Annotated in this window: 18 protein-coding genes and 1 tRNA gene; 7 read left to right on the top strand and 12 right to left on the bottom strand. The window is 66.8% G+C overall.

Translation table 11 applies throughout. From position 1 onward, the window contains the following. Positions 1–14 precede the first annotated feature (14 nt). From BM144_RS04480 to BM144_RS04460, 5 genes are all read left to right on the top strand, one after another. On the top strand, positions 15–1,232 hold the full coding sequence (locus tag BM144_RS04480) for a type II secretion system F family protein (protein WP_092950076.1): 1,218 nt from the start codon (positions 15–17) through the stop codon (positions 1,230–1,232). After that, a complete protein-coding gene (locus tag BM144_RS04475; protein ID WP_092950075.1) occupies positions 1,232–2,119 on the top strand; it encodes a prepilin peptidase in 888 nt (295 codons plus the stop codon). The genes BM144_RS04480 and BM144_RS04475 overlap by 1 nt, the downstream gene beginning before the upstream one ends. Then, on the top strand, positions 2,116–2,742 hold the full coding sequence (gene coaE / locus BM144_RS04470) for a dephospho-CoA kinase (protein ID WP_092950074.1): 627 nt from the start codon (positions 2,116–2,118) through the stop codon (positions 2,740–2,742). The genes BM144_RS04475 and coaE overlap by 4 nt, the downstream gene beginning before the upstream one ends. A 64-nt stretch (positions 2,743–2,806) precedes the next feature. Next, complete coding sequence (zapD, locus tag BM144_RS04465; protein WP_092950073.1) at positions 2,807–3,562, top strand: cell division protein ZapD; 756 nt, start codon at positions 2,807–2,809, stop codon at positions 3,560–3,562. A 32-nt stretch (positions 3,563–3,594) separates the two neighbouring features. Further along, positions 3,595–3,852, top strand: a complete 258-nt coding sequence (locus BM144_RS04460) for a DNA gyrase inhibitor YacG (RefSeq protein WP_092950072.1) — start codon at positions 3,595–3,597, stop codon at positions 3,850–3,852. 64 nt (positions 3,853–3,916) lie between these two features. Here the strand turns inward: BM144_RS04460 and BM144_RS04455 are convergent, their stop codons facing one another. From BM144_RS04455 to BM144_RS04435, 5 genes are all read right to left on the bottom strand, one after another. Then, positions 3,917–4,381, bottom strand: coding sequence for an NUDIX domain-containing protein (locus tag BM144_RS04455; protein WP_092950071.1), 465 nt, complete (start codon positions 4,379–4,381; stop codon positions 3,917–3,919). Next, positions 4,374–5,249, bottom strand: a complete 876-nt coding sequence (locus BM144_RS04450) for an ATP-binding protein (protein WP_092950070.1) — start codon at positions 5,247–5,249, stop codon at positions 4,374–4,376. Before BM144_RS04450 ends, BM144_RS04455 begins: the two co-directional genes overlap by 8 nt. A 40-nt stretch (positions 5,250–5,289) precedes the next feature. Next, complete coding sequence (gene argJ, locus BM144_RS04445; protein ID WP_092950069.1) at positions 5,290–6,519, bottom strand: bifunctional glutamate N-acetyltransferase/amino-acid acetyltransferase ArgJ; 1,230 nt, start codon at positions 6,517–6,519, stop codon at positions 5,290–5,292. Positions 6,520–6,633: 114 nt separating this feature from the next. Next, positions 6,634–9,408: a preprotein translocase subunit SecA gene (gene secA / locus BM144_RS04440; RefSeq protein ID WP_092950068.1), complete on the bottom strand. Its 2,775-nt coding sequence runs from the start codon at positions 9,406–9,408 to the stop codon at positions 6,634–6,636. Between the two features lie 135 nt (positions 9,409–9,543). Further along, entirely contained in the window at positions 9,544–10,530 is a 987-nt protein-coding gene (locus tag BM144_RS04435; protein ID WP_092950131.1) for a M23 family metallopeptidase, read from the bottom strand. Positions 10,531–10,534: 4 nt separating this feature from the next. Here BM144_RS04435 and BM144_RS04430 point away from each other — a divergent pair, with 4 nt between their 5' ends. Then, positions 10,535–10,834: a hypothetical protein gene (locus tag BM144_RS04430; RefSeq protein ID WP_092950067.1), complete on the top strand. Its 300-nt coding sequence runs from the start codon at positions 10,535–10,537 to the stop codon at positions 10,832–10,834. A 40-nt stretch (positions 10,835–10,874) separates the two neighbouring features. Here BM144_RS04430 and BM144_RS04425 read toward each other — a convergent pair. The 6 genes from BM144_RS04425 to petA all read right to left on the bottom strand — a co-directional run bounded on the left by BM144_RS04425 (position 10,875) and on the right by petA (position 15,134). Next, positions 10,875–10,950 (bottom strand) — tRNA-Thr (locus BM144_RS04425). Positions 10,951–11,014: 64 nt separating this feature from the next. Further along, positions 11,015–11,557, bottom strand: a complete 543-nt coding sequence (locus BM144_RS04420; protein WP_175525943.1) for a ClpXP protease specificity-enhancing factor — start codon at positions 11,555–11,557, stop codon at positions 11,015–11,017. A 51-nt stretch (positions 11,558–11,608) separates the two neighbouring features. Then, positions 11,609–12,220: a glutathione S-transferase N-terminal domain-containing protein gene (locus BM144_RS04415; RefSeq protein ID WP_092950065.1), complete on the bottom strand. Its 612-nt coding sequence runs from the start codon at positions 12,218–12,220 to the stop codon at positions 11,609–11,611. Positions 12,221–12,327: 107 nt separating this feature from the next. After that, positions 12,328–13,083, bottom strand: a complete 756-nt coding sequence (locus BM144_RS04410) for a cytochrome c1 (RefSeq protein ID WP_092950064.1) — start codon at positions 13,081–13,083, stop codon at positions 12,328–12,330. A gap of 19 nt (positions 13,084–13,102) precedes the next feature. Beyond that, positions 13,103–14,521 (bottom strand): cytochrome b, encoded by a 1,419-nt coding sequence (locus tag BM144_RS04405; RefSeq protein WP_092950063.1) that lies wholly within the window; start codon positions 14,519–14,521, stop codon positions 13,103–13,105. A gap of 13 nt (positions 14,522–14,534) precedes the next feature. After that, positions 14,535–15,134: a ubiquinol-cytochrome c reductase iron-sulfur subunit gene (gene petA, locus BM144_RS04400; RefSeq protein WP_092950062.1), complete on the bottom strand. Its 600-nt coding sequence runs from the start codon at positions 15,132–15,134 to the stop codon at positions 14,535–14,537. Between the two features lie 134 nt (positions 15,135–15,268). On the opposite strand from petA, the gene mscL reads away from it, so the two are divergent. Further along, a complete protein-coding gene (gene mscL, locus BM144_RS04395; RefSeq protein ID WP_092950061.1) occupies positions 15,269–15,700 on the top strand; it encodes a large conductance mechanosensitive channel protein MscL in 432 nt (143 codons plus the stop codon). Between the two features lie 41 nt (positions 15,701–15,741). Here mscL and pdxA read toward each other — a convergent pair whose 3' ends face one another. Continuing rightward, positions 15,742–16,812 carry a 4-hydroxythreonine-4-phosphate dehydrogenase PdxA gene (gene pdxA, locus BM144_RS04390; RefSeq protein ID WP_434802642.1) on the bottom strand — a complete coding sequence of 357 codons (1,071 nt, stop codon included), beginning with the start codon at positions 16,810–16,812 and terminating at the stop codon, positions 15,742–15,744. Positions 16,813–16,826: the final 14 nt, after the last annotated feature.

The raw sequence follows: 16,826 nt of genomic DNA, 5'->3' as shown, positions 1-16,826 counted from the left end.
CTCAAGAGGCCGCCATGGCAACCGCCGCATCCAGGGACATCAAGGATTTCGTTTTCGAGTGGGAAGGCAAGGACCGCCACGGCAAGATCGTCCGGGGCGAAGTGCGCGCCGTGGGCGAGAACCAGGTCCAGGCCACCCTGCGGCGCCAGGGCGTGCTCCCGACCAAGATCAAGAAGCGCCGCATGCGCAGCGGCAAGAAGATCAAGCCGAAGGACATCGCACTCTTCACGCGGCAAATGGCCACGATGATGAAGGCGGGCGTACCGTTGCTGCAGTCCTTCGACATCGTGGGACGGGGCAACACCAACGCCAGCGTCACCAAGCTGCTCAACGATATCCGGGCCGACGTGGAAACCGGAACCTCGCTCAACGCGGCCTTCCGCAAATACCCCCGGTATTTCGACAGCCTGTATTGCAACCTGGTCGAGGCCGGCGAAGCCGCCGGTATTCTCGAAGCGCTGCTCGACCGCCTGGCGCTCTACATGGAGAAGACCGAAGCCATCAAGTCCAAGATCCGTTCGGCGCTGATGTATCCGACGGCCGTGATCATCGTGGCCTTCGTCGTGGTGACGGTGATCATGATCTTCGTGATCCCGGCCTTCAAGGAAGTGTTCACCTCCTTCGGGGCCGATCTTCCGGCACCGACGCTGTTCGTGATGGCGGTCAGCGAGGTCTTCGTCAAATGGTGGTGGCTCATCTTCGGCGTCCTGGGCGGCGGGTTCTATTTCTTCCTGCAGGCGTGGCGCCGCAGCGAGAAGATGCAGATGTTCATGGACCGGGTGTTGCTGCGCCTGCCGGTCTTCGGCTCCCTGATCGACAAGTCCTGCGTGGCCCGCTGGACCCGGACGTTGTCCACGATGTTCGCGGCCGGCGTCCCGCTGGTGGAAGCGCTGGACTCCGTGGGCGGCGCCTCCGGCAATTCGGTCTATGCCCTTGCCACCGAGAAGATCCAGCAGGAAGTCTCCACGGGCACGAGCCTGACCGCGGCCATGGGCAACGCGAACGTGTTCCCGTCCATGGTGATCCAGATGTGCGCCATCGGCGAGGAATCCGGCTCGATCGACCACATGCTCGGCAAGGCGGCCGACTTCTACGAAGAAGAAGTCGATGAAATGGTCGCCGGTCTTTCGAGCCTCATGGAGCCGATCATCATCGTGTTCCTGGGAACCATCATCGGCGGCATCGTGGTGTCGATGTACCTGCCCATCTTCAAGCTGGGCCAGGTGGTCTGATGGGTTTCGAGCCCTGGCTGGAGGCCGCGGTGTTCGGCCTCGTCGGTCTGTTGATCGGCAGTTTCCTCAACGTCGTCATCCACCGCCTTCCGCGGATGATGGAGCGCCAGTGGGCGGCCGAGTGCGCGGATTACCTGCGCTCCCAATCCACTGCCGCGACCGGTGCTCCGCCCCCTCCTGAGCCCCCTGCGGACACCTTCAATCTCTGGACTCCGCGCTCGCGGTGCCCGGCATGCGGCCATGAGGTGCGGTGGTTCGAGAATATCCCGGTGCTGAGCTATATCGGGCTCCGGGGCCGGTGCGCTGCCTGCAAGGCCCGCATCAGCCCGCGCTACCCGGCGGTCGAACTCGCCACGGGTCTGCTGTTCGGCTTCTGTGCATGGCGGTGGGGCGCTACGCCGACGGCGGCGGCATGGTGCGGGTTTTCGGCGGCGCTGGTTGCCCTGGCGTTCATCGATTGGGACACCACGCTGCTGCCCGACGACATCACGTTGCCGTTGCTGTGGGCCGGCCTGCTGGCCGCGGCACTCCAGTGGACCGCCGTGCCCCTGCCCGACTCCCTCTTCGGAGCGGCGGCCGGATACCTGTCGCTGTGGGCGGTGTACTGGGGGTTCAAGCTGGCGACGGGCAAGGAAGGCATGGGATATGGCGATTTCAAGCTGTTCGCGGCGCTGGGCGCCTGGTTCGGCTGGCAGGCCCTCGTGCCCATCATCCTGATGGCGTCGGTGATCGGCGCGGTGATCGGCATCGGCATGAAGCTCGGCAAGGGCCTGCGCGAAGGCGGCTACATCCCCTTCGGCCCCTTCCTGGTGGGTGCCGGGCTGACCGCCATGCTGTTCGGGCCCGAAAACGTCATGCGGACCATCCTGGGAACGCTCGGGTTGTGACGTCCCCCAGCAGCCGCCTGCCCGCCCTGAGGCTGGGCCTCACGGGCGGCATCGGCAGCGGCAAGACGACGGTCGGCCAGTGGCTGGAAGGCTTCGGGGCCGCGCTGATCGATGCGGACCAGATGGCACGGGCCGCCACGGCCGCAGGTGGCATCGCCATTCCGGCCATCCGGGCCGCTTTCGGCGACAGCCTGATCGGTACCGACGGCGCCATGGATCGGGCCCGCATGCGCGAGCTGGCCTTCCGCGATGCAGGTGCGCGCCAGCGGCTGGAAGCCATCGTCCACCCGGTGGTCGGGCAGGCCATCCATGCCGCAGCGGAGCAGGCCGCGCTGGCGGGCGCGCGGGTGGTCGTTTTCGACATTCCATTGCTGGCCGAGTCCCCCCGCTGGCCTCCGGTGCTGGACCGTATCCTGGTGGTGGACTGCTCGGAAGCCACGCAGGTGGCCCGCGTGCAGGCCCGCAATGGCCTGGCGCGGGAGGTGGTGGAGTCCATCATCGCCTCGCAGGCACCGCGCGCCGTGCGGCGGTCCATCGCGGACCTGGTGTTGCACAACGATGGAATACCTCTTGAAACGCTGCGGACGGAGGTACGGCGAATCGCCGATGGCTTCGGGCTATGATGCAGGAGATATCGGACGCGCGAAGCTGGCAGCGCCAGCCGTGTGCCCCCAGGAACCCTGCAGCGTGATCCTTTACGAATACCCTTTCAACGAACGCCTCAGAACCTACCTGCGGCTGGAGCAGCTCTTCCGGCGCCTGGGCGAGCTGATTCCCCGCCCCCATCCTCTGGACCACCATTTCGCGCTGGTGACCCTGTTCGAGATCATGGATGTGGCGGCCCGGGCCGACCTGAAGACCGACGTTCTGAAGGACCTCGAAAAGCACCGCCACCAGCTCGACGGCTATCGCGGCAACCCCTCGATCTCCGAGGCCGTGCTCGACAGCGTCATCGCGCAGCTGGACCACTGTTTCTCCGCCCTCAATGCGCAGACCGGCAAGACGGGCCAGGCGCTCACGGAGAACGAATGGCTGATGAGCATCCGCAGCCGGGTGGGCATTCCCGGCGGCACCTGCGGCTTCGACCTGCCGGCGTACTACGCATGGCAGCACCACTCCCCCGACAAGCGCCAGCGTGACCTGGAAGGCTGGGCCAACCACCTCGCCCCGCTGGCCGAATCGCTCTACGTTCTGCTGAAGCTGCTGCGCGACTCCGGCGTGCCGCAGAAAGTGGCCGCCGACCATGGCCAGTTCCAGCAGACCCTGCCCCAGGGCCGTACCTTCCAGCTCCTGCGGTTGCGGATCGACCCGGCGTGGAACATGGTGCCGGAGATCAGCGGCAATCGCCTCATAGTTTCCGTGCGGCTCATGCGGCAGGAGACCGACGGCAAACTGCAGTCGGTGCAGGAAGACGCCGCGTTCGAACTCACGCTCTGCGCGTGAGGACGGCCGGAACCCACCGCTTCAGGAGTCCCATGCCGCCAAGCCAAGACGACGATCCCCGCCAGGAAGGGGCCGCTGCCCCGCACCGTGCGCTGTGGGTGGACTGCCCCACCTGCGGCGGCAAGAGCCTGTACGCGCCCGCCAACCCCTACCGCCCGTTCTGCAGCGATCGCTGCCAGCAGATCGATTTCGGGGCCTGGGCTTCCGAGGACTTCCGCATGCCTGCCGAGGCTCCCCCGGACGAGGACGGGTTCGGCGACCACCTCCAGCCACCGCCCCGGGAGCATTGAGCCCCCTCAACAGGCGGTTTGGGGTGTTTCATGCTCCATGCCGCCGGATTCATTGAATAGTTTGCTATTGTTTTTGTAGCAAATTGATATCGAATGGCAGGCCACGCTCTTCGGCCAGCCACTGCAGCACCGGATACGCCCCGGGCAACACCGGCGACACCTCCAGCGGCCACTGCTGCCACGCCATGGCCTGGCCTTCGCGCATCTCGAATTCACCGGTCCAGGCGTGCACCTTGCACCAGTGCAGCCGCACGAGCGCGTGCGGATAGTCGTGCTCGGTCACCTTCCAGACCGCAGCGGGGCCGATGGTGACGCCCAGCTCTTCGACCAGTTCCCGGCGCAGGGCCTGCTCGACGGTCTCCCCGGCCTCCAGCTTGCCGCCCGGGAACTCCCAGTATCCCGCGTACGGCTTGCCTGCCGGGCGGGTGGACAGCAGCATTGCGCCGTCGCCGCGGAACAGGATGCCCACGGCCACTTCGGTGTGCTTGCGCGGCGTGGCGCCGGCGGGCGCTTCGCGGGCCTCAGCCATGGGCACGGCCCGCGAAGTCGCGGGCGAACTGGTAGGCCACGCGCCCGCTGCGGGAGCCCCGCTCCAGCGCCCAGACCAGGGCCGCGGGCCGGGCTGCCTCGATGGCCTGCGCCGGCACGCCCAGCGCGGACAACCACTGCGCCACGATGGCCAGGTATTCCTGCTGGCTGAACGGATAGAAGCTGATCCAGAGGCCGAAGCGCTCGGACAGCGAGATCTTCTCCTCCACCACCTCGCCCGGATGGACCTCGCCATCCTCGGTGTGCGTGTAGCTGAGGTTTTCCTTCATGTACTCGGGCAGCAGGTGCCGCCGGTTGCTGGTGGCATACACCAGCACGTTCGGCGCCGAGGCGGACACGGAACCATCGAGGATCGACTTCAGCGCCTTGTAGCCCGATTCGCCTTCCTCGAAGCTCAGGTCGTCGCAGTAGATGATGAATTTCTCGGGCCGGCCGGCCACCACGTCCACGATGTCGGGCAGGTCGGTGAGATCCGCCTTGTCCACCTCGATGAGCCGCAGGCCGCGGCTAGCGTAGGTCTGGAGGCAGGCCTTGATGAGGGAGGATTTGCCGGTGCCGCGTGCGCCCGTCAGCAGCACGTTGTTGGCCGGCCGGCCCTCGACGAACTGCAGCGTGTTGCGCTCGATCTTTTCCTTCTGCGCGTCGATCTCCTTGAGGTCGTCCAGCGCGATGCCCGCGACGTGGCGCACGGGCTCCAGCGCGCCGTGGCCGCCGCCGCGCCGCCGGTAGCGCCAAGCCACGGAGGCGTTCCAGTCCGCGGGCGCTGCGAGGGGACGGGGCAGCACCGACTCGATGCGGTCGATGAGCTGCTCGGCGCGCAGCAGGAGGTGTTCGAATCGATCGTTCATGGGTTCGGAGGAAAGTCGCGCGCGGCCCGGCGGGCCCCGTTCAGGAGCGGTAGTCGGCGTTGATGGTCACGTAGTCGTGGCTCAGGTCGCAGGTCCACACGGTGTCGGCGGCCTCGCCGCGGCCCAGCCCCACGCGCACGGTGATCTCGCTCTGCTTCATCACGCGCTGGCCGTCTTCCTCGCGGTAGGCGGGGTGGCGTCCGCCCTGCACGGCCACGTGCACGTCGTCCAGGTGCAGGTCGATGCGGGTCTGGTCGAGATCGTCGATGCCCGCATAGCCCACGGCGGCCAGGATGCGGCCCAGGTTCGGATCGCTGGCGAAGAAGGCCGTCTTCACGAGCGGCGAATGCGCGATGGCATAGCCCACCTTGCGGCATTCCTCCGCCGTGCGGCCGCCCTCCACGCGGATGGCGATGAACTTGGTGGCGCCCTCGCCGTCGCGCACGATGGCCTGCGCGAGCTTCTGCGCCACTTCGCGCAGCGCCGCGCGCAGGGCCTGGCCCTCGGCGCTGTCCAGGGAATCGATCGCGGCATGGTCCGCGCGCTGCGTGGCCATCAGCACGAACGAATCGTTGGTGGACGTGTCGCCGTCGATGGTGATGCGGTTGAACGACTGCTCGGCGAGTTCGCGCACGAGCGGCTGCACCAGCTCCGGCGCGATGCGGGCATCGGTGGCCAGGAAGCCCAGCATGGTCGCCATGTTGGGGCGGATCATGCCCGCGCCCTTGGAAATACCGGTCACGGTGACGGTGGCTCCGCCGATCCGCACCTGCGTGCTGAAGGCCTTGGGCAGCGTGTCCGTGGTCATGATGCCTTCGGCGGCGCGCCCCCAGTGCGCAGGCTGCGCATCGGCGATCGCCGCCGGCAGGCCGGCGATGATGCGGTCGTGGGGCAGCGGCTCCATGATCACGCCCGTCGAGAACGGCAGGATCTGCGCGGCATCGACGCCCAGCTGCGCGGCCAGCGCATCGCAGGTCGCACGGGCCCGCGCGAGGCCGTCAGCCCCCGTGCCCGCATTGGCGTTGCCGGTGTTGACCACGATGGCACGGATCTGCGTGCCGCGGGCCAGATGCTCCCGGCACACCTGCACGGGCGCGGCGCAGAAGCGGTTCTGCGTGAAGACGCCGGCGACGGCGGCGCCTTCGTCCAGCAGGAACACGGTCACGTCCTTGCGCCCCACCTTGCGGACGCCGGCTTCGGCGACGCCGATGCGGACGCCGGCGACCGGGTGCAGATCGGAGGCAACGGGAGCGGAGAGGTTCACGGGCATGCGGAAATCCTTGGGTGAAAAGGGGCGCAGCGGTCGGGCCGCAACGCCGCCGGGACGTGGCATGGGCCGCATTGCGGCGGCCCATGCAGCGAAGACGCAGGCTTCAGCGCACCGTCAGGCGAGCTTGCCGTGGCACTGCTTGTACTTCTTGCCGCTGCCGCACGGGCAGGGGTCGTTGCGGCCCACACGCACGCCTTCGGGCAGGTTGAGGCCATCGTTGCCGCCTGCACCCGGCTGCGTCCGGGGGTCGAACGTGACCTCGGGTTCGCCGGTTTCGGTGGGCGCGGTGTAGGTCACGTTGGCGATCTGTTCCGCGCGGCTTTCCAGGGCTTCGGCGGCCTGGTCCAGCTCCGACGGCGACTGCACCTGCACGGTCAGCAGGATGCGCGTGACTTCGTTCTTCACCTGGTCGATCAGCTGGCGGAACAGCTCGAACGCCTCGCGCTTGTATTCCTGCTTGGGCTGCTTCTGCGCATAGCCGCGCAGGTGGATGCCCTGGCGCAGGTAGTCGAGTGCCGAAAGATGGTCGCGCCAGTTCGAATCGAAGCTCTGCAGCAGCACGGCGCGCTCGAACTGGTGGAAGTTCTCCTGGCCCACCAGATCCACCTTCGACTGGAACGCGGCATGGCCGGCGGCGACCACCTTGTCGAGGATCTCGTCGTCGGTGATGGCCTGGGCGCTTTCCACTTCCTGCTGCAGCGCGAGCCGGATCTGCCACTCGTCGGCCAGGGCCTTCTCGAGCGCAGGCAGGTCCCACTGCTCTTCCACCGATTCGGCGGGCACGTACTGGCGCACGATGTCGGTCAGGCAGGCTTCGCGCATGCCGGCGATCACGGCGGAGAGGTCCGCGGCGTCGAGGATCTCGTTGCGCTGCTGGTAGATCACCTTGCGCTGGTCGTTGGCCACGTCGTCATACTCGAGCAACTGCTTGCGCACGTCGAAGTTGCGCGCCTCGACCTTGCGCTGCGCGGATTCGATGCTGCGCGTGACGATGCCGGCCTCGATGGCCTCGCCATCGGGCATCTTGAGCCGCTCCATGATCGACTTCACGCGGTCGCCCGCGAAGATGCGCATGAGCGAATCGTCCAGGCTCAGGTAGAAGCGCGAGGAGCCGGGATCGCCCTGGCGGCCCGAGCGGCCGCGCAGCTGGTTGTCGATGCGGCGCGACTCGTGGCGTTCGGTGGCGATGATGCGCAGGCCGCCCAGGGCCTTGATCTTCTCGTTGTCCACGGCCCACTCTGCGCGCAGCGCGGCGATGCGGGCTTCCTTGGCCGCGTCGTCGATGGACTCGTCCTCTTCGATCGCCGTGACTTCCTTCTCGATGTTGCCGCCCAGCACGATGTCGGTGCCGCGGCCCGCCATGTTGGTGGCGATGGTGATCATGCCGGCACGGCCGGCCTGCGCCACGATGTCCGCCTCGCGGGCGTGCTGCTTGGCGTTGAGCACCTGGTGGGGCAGGCCTGCCTTCTGCAGCAGCTGGTCGATGATTTCCGAGTTCTCGATCGACGTCGTGCCCACCAGCACGGGCTGGCCGCGCTCGTGGCATTCGCGGATGTCCTGGATCGCGGCCTCGTACTTCTCGCGCGTGGTCTTGTAGACGCGGTCGAGCTGGTCGTCGCGCTTGCTGGGCCGGTTGGGCGGGATCACCACGGTCTCGAGCCCGTAGATTTCCTGGAATTCGTAGGCCTCGGTGTCGGCCGTACCCGTCATGCCCGAGAGCTTGCCGTAGAGGCGGAAGTAGTTCTGGAAGGTGATCGAGGCCAGGGTCTGGTTCTCGGCCTGGATCTCCACGCCTTCCTTGGCTTCCACGGCCTGGTGCAGACCTTCGCTCCAGCGGCGGCCGGCCATGAGGCGGCCGGTGAACTCGTCCACGATGACGATCTCGCCGTTCTGCACCACGTAATGCTGGTCGCGGTGGTAGAGGTGGTTGGCCCGCAGCGCCGCATACAGGTGGTGCATCAGCGTGATGTTGGCGGGATCGTAGAGCGAGGCGCCCTCGGCGATCAGGCCCTGGTCCGCGAGCACGCGCTCTGCCGTCTCGTGGCCCTGCTCGGTGAGGAAGACCTGGTGGGTCTTCTCGTCGAGCGTGAAGTCGCCCGGCTTGGTCACGCCCTCGCCCGTGCGGGGATCGGCTTCGCCTTCCTGGCGCACGAGCAGCGGCACGACCTTGTTCATGGCGACATACATCGCCGTGTGGTCTTCCGCCTGGCCGCTGATGATCAGCGGCGTGCGCGCCTCGTCGATCAGGATCGAGTCCACCTCGTCCACGATGGCGTAGTTCAGCACGCGCTGCACACGGTCACGTGCTTCGTAGACCATGTTGTCGCGCAGGTAGTCGAAGCCGTATTCGTTGTTGGTGCCGTAGGTGATGTCGGCGGCGTAGGCGGCCTGCTTTTCCTCGCGCGGCGCCTGCGGCAGGTTGATGCCGACGGTCAGGCCCAGGAAGTTGTAGAGCCGGCCCATCCAGCGCGCGTCGCGGCTGGCGAGGTAATCGTTCACGGTCACCACATGCACGCCCTTGCCGGCCAGCGCGTTCAGGTACACCGGCAGCGTCGCGGTGAGGGTCTTGCCCTCGCCCGTGCGCATTTCGGAGATCTTGCCGTGGTGCAGCGCCATGCCGCCCAGAAGCTGCACATCGAAGTGCCGCATCTTCATCACGCGCTTGGAGGCCTCGCGCACGACGGCGAAGGCCTCGGGCAGCAGATCGTCGAGCGCTTCGCCCTTGGCGACGCGGCCCTGGAACTCCCCCGTCTTGGCGCGCAGGGCTTCGTCGCTCAGCTTCTCGTAATCGGGCTCCATCGCATTGATGCGGGCCACCGTCTTGCGGTATTGCTTGAGGAGCCGGTCGTTGCGGCTGCCGAATAGTTTGGTGAGGAAGTTGGAGGCCATGCGAACAGGACCGCGACCTGCCCTGGGGCAGGTGCCGCGACCCGAATCCCTAATGATGAAGTGGGTTCAGATGGGGGCCACCGCCACCGCTTGCAAGTTATGCAACCAGGGGCAGCGATTCCGGAGCGCGCGATTTTACCTGCGAGGCGTGGCGGCCTTCGCCGCCACCCGCTGGTCCGCAGGGATGCCCGTCGTGCCGGCATGCAGGAATTTCTGCGGATCCTGCGGAACGCCCTGCACCAGCACCTCGAAATGCAGGTGCGGCCCGGTGGAACGGCCGGTGGTCCCGACCTCGGCGATCTTCTGCCCCCGGCGGACCAGATCGCCGCGCTTGACGAGCGTGCGGGAAGCATGCGCATACCGCGTGACCAACTGGTTGCCGTGGTCGACCTCGATCATGTTGCCGTAGGCCGGGTGGTATTCCTGCGCCACCACCACGCCGCCCGCGGCCGCCAAAATGGGGGTGCCCGTGTCGGCCTGGAAGTCCAGCCCGGTGTGCAGGGCCGACTGGCCCGTGAACGGGTCGATGCGCCAGCCGAAGGGCGACCCTGCGGACTTGCCGAGGACGGGTTCCTGGGTGGGCACCATGTTCTTGCGGATGTGCTGGTCGAACAGGCGCGATTCCACCACGGTCAGCAGGTCCACCCGGCGGTCGGTGAGCTGGGACAGGGCATCCAGCGTGCTCTGCAGTTCTTCCATGTCCATCGGGCGGCTGGAGACCAGCGCCCCGCCCTGCCCCGGCGGGCGGGTGAATTCAGCGGCCGGCATGCCTGCCAGGCCGGAAACCCGCTCGCCGAGCGATTCGAGCTGCAGCATGCGCGCTTGCATCTCGCCGACCTTGCGGGCCATCGCGTCGAGGTTCGCCCGCATGAACCGGTCGCGTTCGGCCATCTCGTCGCGCGCGGCCAGCCGCACCAGCGAACCGACCACCGGCCAGCCTTCGCGGGCCCCCTTCAGGAACACCCAGTGGTAGAGCAAGGCCGCCACCAGCATGACCAGCACCGAGAGCACCAGGCCGGCCACCGCCAGCCGCAGGCCCGAGAGATGGATGGCGCGGCTGCGCGCCAGCCAGGCGTCCGTGATAATCAACTGCACTTCGTTTCTCCGCGCCGCGCGGCGCATTTCCATGAACCGCCGTCACCACGCCGTCACGCTGCTGCAGGCCACCGAGGATTCCCCCACATTGGCCCGCCTGGCTGCCTTGACGCGCGACTCGAGCGAACGGCTCAAGGCCATCGAGTTGCTGATTCCCGCCACCTTGCGGCCCGCCATCCAGGCAGGGCCGATCGAGGGCACGACGTGGTGCCTGCTGGTCCGCAGCAATGCGGCGGCAGCCAAGGTGCGTCAGTTGCTGCCTGCCTTGCAGGCGCATCTGCGCGTTCGGGGGTGGGAGGTTAACGCCATTCGCCTGAAAATCCAAACCTGAGGCCCTGCGGCACGCTGGTGGCGAACGGGAAGAAAAAAGATGGTGCCGATTGTCGGGATCGAACTGACGACCTTCCGCTTACAAGGCGGGTGCTCTACCAACTGAGCTAAATCGGCGAAGCGCGCATTCTACCGCGCCACGCAGCCCCTTCGCAGGGGCCGGGCGCAGCCGGCGCCGGGATCACTTGACGCGTTTGAGCGAGGGACGGCCACCCGACGCAGCCGGACCGGGGCCGCGCGGAGGTTCGTCCGAAGGGGAGGAAGCACCACCCTCGGACGGAACGAGCTGCACCACGCGGTCGTCGCCTTCCGCAGGTTCGAGCGCACCTCCGGTGGGGGCGCCGCCGGCATCCAGCAGGCTGGACACCGCACCGGGCGGCAAGCCCCCCGGCGAGAGCACATCCACTGGCGGGGGGAATGCCATGCCCTGGCCGTTCTCGCGGGCATAGATCGCGATCACCCGCCCGATGGGCACCATGATGTCGCGCGGCTTGCCGCCGAAACGGGCCTTGAACTCGATGAAATCATTGCCCAGCTGCAGCGCGCTGGTGGCGTCGTAGCTGACGTTGAGCACGATCTCGCCATCCTTCACGTATTCGCGCGGCACCTGGACCGAATCGTCCACGCGCACCGCGATGTAGGGCGTGAAGCCATTGTCGGTGCACCACTCGTACAAGGCCCGGATCAGGTAGGGGCGCGTGGAAGTGGAGTCCTGGGCGTTCATCATGTCGGCGTTTCGGAAGGGAAGCGGGGAGGCAGGGTGCAGCAGCAGCGCTTACTTGCGCATGACTTTCTCGGAAGGCGTCAGCGCTTCGATGTAGGCCGGGCGCGAGAAGATGCGTTCGGCGTACTTCAGCAGCGGCGCGGCGTTCTTCGACAGCTCGATGCCATAGTAGTCCAGGCGCCAGAGCAGCGGCGCGATGGCGACGTCGAGCATCGAGAAATTCTCGCCCAGCATGTACTTGTTCTTGAGGAACACCGGGGCCAGCTGCGTGAGGCGGTCGCGGATGTGCGAGCGGGCCTTTTCGAGCGCCTTCTCGTTGCCCTTGGTGGCGCGCGACTCCAGCACGTTCACGTGGACGAACAGTTCCTTCTCGAAGTTGAGCAGGAACAGGCGCACGCGGGCACGGTCGACCGGGTCGCCAGGCATCAGCTGCGGGTGCGGGAAGCGCTCGTCGATGTACTCGTTGATGATGTTCGACTCATACAGGATGAGGTCGCGCTCGACCAGGATGGGCACCTGGCCATAGGGGTTCATCACGTTGATGTCTTCGGGCTTGTTGTACAGGTCCACATCGCGGATTTCGAAGTCCATGCCCTTTTCGAACAGGACGAAGCGGCAGCGATGGGAGAAAGGACAGGTCGTACCCGAATAAAGCACCATCATGGTGGGAAGCTCCTAAAAATCAAAAAGAGTGGGCGCGTGAAACGTCCACTCTGGAAAGCGAAATGCGCCGCACGAAGGCGACGCTGATGCTGCAGCGGAGGCCAAGCTTACTTGACGTCCTTCCAGAACGCCGCATTGAGGCGCCAGGCGATGACGGTGAAGATGCCGAGGAAGATCAGCACCCACACACCGACGCGAACCCGCGTATTTTGCGCCGGCTCGGCCATCCACTGCAGGTAGTTGACGAGATCACCCACGGTCTCGTCGTACTGGAGGGGCGACATGGTACCCGGAGTCAGTTGCTCCCAGCCTTTGAATACCTGGGTTTTGTGGCCGTGGCTCTCGTGTTCCTCGAAAACCGGACGGCGATCGCCCTGCAGTTGCCACAGCGCGTGCGGCATGCCCACGCTCGGGAAAGCGAGGTTGTTCCAGCCCGTGGCCTTGGTCTCGTCGCGGTAGAACGTGCGCAGGAAGGTGTAGAGGTAGTCCGCTCCGGTGCCGTTGTGCCCGGCGCGCGAACGCGCGATCACGGTGAGGTCCGGCGGGTTGGCGCCGAACCAGTCCTTGGCCTGCCGCGGATCGATGGTGGCCTTCATCGTCTCGCCGACCTTGTCGGTGGCGAAGAGCAGGTTGTCCTTGACCTGCTGGTCGGTGAGGCCAATGTCCTTCAGGCGGTTGTAGCGCATGAAGGCGGCGGAGTGGCAGCTCAGGCAGTAGTTGACGAAGATCTTGGCGCCGTTCTGCAGCGAGGCCGTGTCGTTCGTGCGCACCGGGGCCTTGTCCCAGGCGATGCCGCCTTCTGCGGCGTGCGCGCCCAGGGCGAACCCGAGCGAGGCAATCAGCGTGAGGATGATTTTTTTCATGGTCGTCGTTCCGGCCCGCTCAGTGCGCGGCGAAGGTCACGCGGTCAGGCACCGGCTTGGGCTCGCCGAGGCGGCTCCACCAGGGCATGAGCAGGAAGAAGCCGAAGTAGAACAGCGTGCCGACCTGCGAGACGCGTTCGCCGATCGGCGACGGGGGCTGCACGCCCAGGTATGCGAGGGCCACGAAGTTGATCACGAAGATGCCGTAAAGGTACTTGTGCCAACTCGGGCGGTAGCGGATGGACTTCACGGGGCTGTGGTCGAGCCACGGCAGGAAGAACAGGATGATCACGGCACCGCCCATCACCACCACGCCCCAGAACTTGGCGTCGATGGACAGCATGAGCGCGATGGCGACCACGGCCACGGCCACGATGGCGGCCTTGACGAAGGACGGCAGCCGGCCCTTGATCACGCCGAAGCCCGCGGCCAGCGCCACGCAGCCGATGAGCGCATACATCATCTCGCTCGTGATGGCGCGCAGCATCGAGTAGAACGGCGTGAAGTACCAGACGGGCGCGATGTGCGCGGGCGTCTTGAGCGGGTCGGCCGGAATGAAGTTGTTGTATTCCAGGAAGTAGCCGCCGAACTCGGGTGCGAAGAACACCACGGCCGAGAAGATGAACAGGAACACGCACACGCCGAAGATGTCGTGCACCGTGTAGTACGGGTGGAACGGGATGCCGTCCAGCGGATGGCCCTGCTCGTCGCGCGGGGCGTTGGGGCCCTTGATCTCGATGCCGTCGGGGTTGTTGGAACCCACGTCGTGCAGCGCCAGCAGGTGGGCGACCACGAGGCCCAGCAGCACGAGCGGCACGGCGATCACGTGGAAGCTGAAGAAGCGGTTCAGGGTGGCGTCGCCCACCACGTAGTCGCCGCGGATCAGCAGTGCCAGGTCGGGGCCGACGAAGGGGATGGCCGCGAACAGGTTCACGATCACCTGGGCGCCCCAGTACGACATCTGGCCCCAGGGCAGCAGGTAGCCCATGAAGGCCTCGGCCATGAGCGCGAGGAAGATCGCGCAGCCGAAGATCCAGACCAGTTCGCGCGGCTTGCGGTAGGAGCCGTAGAGCAGCCCGCGGAACATGTGCAGGTACACCACCACGAAGAACGCCGAGGCGCCCGTGGAGTGCATGTAGCGGATGAGCCAGCCCCAGGGCACGTCGCGCATGATGTACTCGACCGACTCGAATGCCTTGGCGGCGTCGGGCTTGTAGTGCATCACGAGGAAGATGCCGGTGACGATCTGGATCACCAGCACCAGCAGCGCCAGCGAGCCGAAGATGTACCAGAAGTTGAAGTTCTTCGGAGCGTAGTACTCCGACATGTGCACCCGGTAGGCGTCGAAGGCCGTCGGGAACCGGTTCTCGAACCAGTTCGTGACCTTGGCGCCCGTGGAGGCGTTCGGAGAGATGTCCTTGAATTCGTGGTGAGCCATGCGTTCTTCTCCCTCAGGCCTGCTTGTCTTCACCGATCAGGAGCTTGGTCTCCGACAGGTACATGTGGGGAGGCACTTCGAGGTTGTCGGGCGCGGGCTTGTTCTTGAAGACGCGGCCGGCCATGTCGAAGGTCGAGCCGTGGCAGGGGCAGAGGAAGCCGCCCTTCCAGTCGTCGGGCAGCGAGGGCTGCGCACCGGGGGCGAACTTGTCGCTGGGCGAGCAGCCGAGGTGCGTGCAGATGCCCACCGCCACGAGGATCTCGGGCTTGATAGAGCGGTTCTCGTTGCGCGCGTATTCGGGGGTGAGTTCGGACGGCTTGCGTTCGGACTTGGGATCGGCGAGCTGGCCGTCGAGGCCGGGAAGCGCGGCGAGCTGCTCGGGGGTGCGCTTGATGATCCACACCGGTTTGCCGCGCCACTCCACCGTGACTTTCTCGCCGGCTTTCAGGCCGGAGATGTCCACCTCGACCGCGGCCCCAGCGGCCTTGGCTTTTTCGGAGGGCTGGAACGTGCTCACGAACGGCACGGCCGTCGCCACGCCGCCCACCGCACCAGCACAGCCCGACGCAATGAGCCACGTCCTCTTGCTGGAGTCGATTGGGGTTTCACTCATGGGGGTCCTCGAAGGTCGTCGCTTTAGGATCAATCACAAATTGTAGCGGCGCGAGTAAGGTTAATTCCAGGGGTTATCACCCCTCCAACTCGGCAATACTGCAAGGGTTTTCAGCTATATCAAGGAGAGGCGAAATGGGTATTGCAAAAGAGTTCCGGGAGTTTGCGGTAAAGGGAAATGTGATAGACCTCGCCGTCGGCGTGATCATCGGCGGCGCCTTCGGGAAGATCGTCGATTCGCTGGTGAACGACGTCATCATGCCGGTGGTCGGCCTGGTATTCGGCCGGCTGGATTTCTCGAATCTGTTTCTCGTGCTCGGCAGTGTCCCGCCGGGTACCCCGGCCACGCTCGATGCGTTGCGCAAAGCCGGCGTTCCGGTGCTCGCTTATGGCAGCTTCATTACCGTCGCGGTGAATTTCCTGATTCTCGCTTTCATCATTTTCCTGATGGTCAAGCAAATCAACCGCCTGAAGCGCGAGGCACCACCCCCGGCACCGGCCGCACCCGCCACGCCGCCCGAGGACATCGTGCTGCTGCGCGAGATCCGCGACAGCCTGCGCCGCTGACCTGCCGGTAAAAAAGAGCGGAGCGGCGCGCCGCTCCCCGGTCACGGCCGCGCGAGGCGCCGTGCCATGCGCACGGCCTCGATCAGGCTCGAAGCATCGGCCGTGCCGCGGCCCGCGATGTCGAAGGCCGTGCCATGGTCCGGGCTGGTGCGCACCAGCGGCAGCCCGAGCGTGACGTTCACGCCTTTGTCCACGCCCAGATATTTCACGGGGATGAGGCCCTGGTCGTGGTACATCGCCAGCACCACGTCGAATTCGCCCGCGCGCTGCGGCGTGCTGCGCGCGCGCATGAACACCGTGTCGGGCGCGAAGGGGCCGTGCGCATCGATGCCCCGTGCGCGCGCGGCCGCGATGGCCGGCGCGATGGACTCCGCCTCTTCGTGCCCGAACAACCCGCCCTCGCCCGCGTGCGGGTTGAGGCCCGCCACGCCGATGCGCGGTGCGCGGCCGAGGCTGCGGCGCAGCGCCTCGTGGGTGATCTCCAGCGTGCGCAGCACGTTGTCCGGCGTGACGGCCGCGATCGCGTCGCGCAGCGACACGTGGATGCTGACCAGCACGGTGCGCAGTTCATCGCTCGCCAGCATCATGCGCACCGGCATGCCGGCCACGGGCACGCCGGCATGGCGGGCAGCCTCTGCCTGCAGCAGCTCGGTGTGACCCGGATAGTCCACGCCGGCGGCCGCCAGCGCCTCCTTGTGCAGCGGCGCCGTCACTAGGCCATCGACCTCGCCGCGCAGCGCGGCCCGCGCGGCCCAGACGACGCAATCCGCCGCGGCCCGTCCGGCCTCGGCGCTCACCGCGCCGAACGGTACCGGGCCGGGCAGCCCCGGCAGCGGCAGCACCGGCAGGCAGCGCGGCGGCGCGCCGCGGGCCTCGGCGGGCGATGCCAGCACGGCGACGGGCAGCGAAGGCTCGCCCGGCCGCGCAATGCAGCGCGCGGCGCGGCGCAGCGTCTCGACGTCGCCGGCCACGAAGCAGCCGCGCAGATCGCCGGGCGCATCGCGGAAGGCCCGCGCGACGATCTCCGGACCGATGCCGGCCGGGTCGCCCTGCGTGATCGCCAGCAGCGGCGGCAGCGGGGCCTCAGCGGCGCCCTGTACAAGAGGATTCACAGTGTTTTTGCCTC

Origin of the sequence: Paracidovorax konjaci, from assembly GCF_900112675.1 — a bacterium.
Taxonomy (GTDB): domain Bacteria; phylum Pseudomonadota; class Gammaproteobacteria; order Burkholderiales; family Burkholderiaceae_C; genus Paracidovorax; species Paracidovorax konjaci.
The sequence above is the reverse complement of the archived record's forward strand: the minus strand, read 5'-3'. Positions and strand labels throughout refer to the sequence as shown.